The following is a 1,500-nucleotide window of genomic DNA, read 5'->3' on the forward strand; positions in this document are numbered from 1 at the left end:
CGCCTGGCGTCCCTCGCGGCCGCTCGGCCGCGAGGGACGCCAGGCGCTGCTCCCTGGTCGAGCCGAGGAGCGGTCCCGTCGACAGCCGTACGCGCAGTGCGCCCGGTTCGTCGCCGAACCGGTGACCGCCGGGTACGGGCATCGCCAGCCGCCCGCTCAGATGCGTCTCCAGCTCCATCGAGTCGGTGATCCCGGCGCCCGCCAGCCGGTCGCGCAGCGGCCCGAGGTCGGCGTAGAGGTGCCGTCCGGCCTGCGGGGTCCTGGCGAGCGCGCCCGAGACGAGCACCGCGCGGTGGGCGGCGGCGGCCACGCGCGCGTGGAGTGCGGCGGCGGCCCGCGCCCTGGCCGTGACCGCCTCGGGGTCGCCGAGCGCGTAGCCGGCCGCCGCCGCGACCGGTCCCGGGACCACCGCGCCCAGCGCGGTGAGCAGATCGAGCGTCCTCGCCCGCAGGGCGGCGCCCCGCGGGGTGGCGGGACAGCGGGCGACGGCCATCGGCCAGCCGGCCGGCAGCAGGGAGCCAGCGGAGTCCGCGACGACCACGACCTCGTCGGGCCACATCTCCGCCGGGCTGAACAGCACGGTCTCGCGCGGCCGGTGCACGGTGTCGCGCCAGGTCTCGTCGCTGACGATGCGCAGCCCCTCCCCGACGGCCGCCTCGCACACCTCGCGGACCAGTTCGGGCGGGGCGACGGTGGCGGTCGGGTCGTCGGCGGGCGAGAGCAGCAGCACCCCGGGGGCGCCGCCCTCGGCCCGCACCCGGCGCACCGTCTCCAGGAGCGCGAACGGATCGGGCACGCCGCCCGCGTCCGCCGGGGCGGGTACGTGGTGGGCGCGTCGGCCCAGCAGCCGGACCTGCGGGGTCCACCAGGCGGGGCAGGGCCGGGACATCAGGACGTCCCCGTCGTACGCGGCGAGCAGCGCGAACAGCAGCGGCTGCGCGCCGGGGGCGGCGACCATGTCGTCGGGGCCGCCGTGCAGACCGCGCCGCCACCAGTAGCCGCAGGCCGCCTGCCGCAGGGCCGCGCCGCCGCCGGGCGGCTGGGGCGTGCCGTGCCGGGCCGCCGCCGCGCAGACGTCGGCCAGCTCGGGGAGTACGGGCAGTCCGCTGCCGGGCGCGGGCGGGCCGTACCGTACGGGGCCGCGGCCCCCGGCCGTCATGGGCCGCACGGCGACACCTCCCGTCGAGCGCGTCGGGGCCGAGCCCGCCGAAGCGGGGCTTTCAGACGCTTCGTCATTCTTTGTGCTCTTTATACGGAGGTTTACGGCTCCGCGCTTGCCGGACCGTGCCGCTTGACCCCGCGCCGCCGGGGTAGCCGGGTGCCATGGCTGACACCTTCGCGACACTGCTCGACTCCTGGGACCAGCGCGCCTTCCGCTCCGTCGCCGGCCGGCACTGGCCGGGCGCGGACCCGGTGCTGCCCCGGCTGAGCCGCGCCGCCAACCACGGACTGCTGTGGTTCGGCGCGGCGGCGGGGATCGCCGTGCTCGGCCGGGGGGCG

General features: G+C 78.5%; 1 protein-coding gene and 1 pseudogene. One reads left to right on the forward strand and one right to left on the reverse strand.

All coding sequences use genetic code 11. The annotated features are described in order from the left end of the window. A partial coding sequence (locus DVH02_RS34005; RefSeq protein ID WP_114627681.1) for an aminotransferase class I/II-fold pyridoxal phosphate-dependent enzyme occupies positions 1 to 1,159 on the reverse strand: 1,159 nt, incomplete at its 3' end. Positions 1,160 to 1,323: 164 nt separating this feature from the next. Here DVH02_RS34005 and DVH02_RS34010 point away from each other — a divergent pair. Beyond that, a pseudogene (locus DVH02_RS34010) lies at positions 1,324 to 1,500 on the forward strand (phosphoesterase); the annotation flags it as partial.

Origin of the sequence: Streptomyces corynorhini (assembly GCF_003346515.1) — a bacterium.
Lineage (GTDB): Bacteria > Actinomycetota > Actinomycetes > Streptomycetales > Streptomycetaceae > Streptomyces > Streptomyces corynorhini.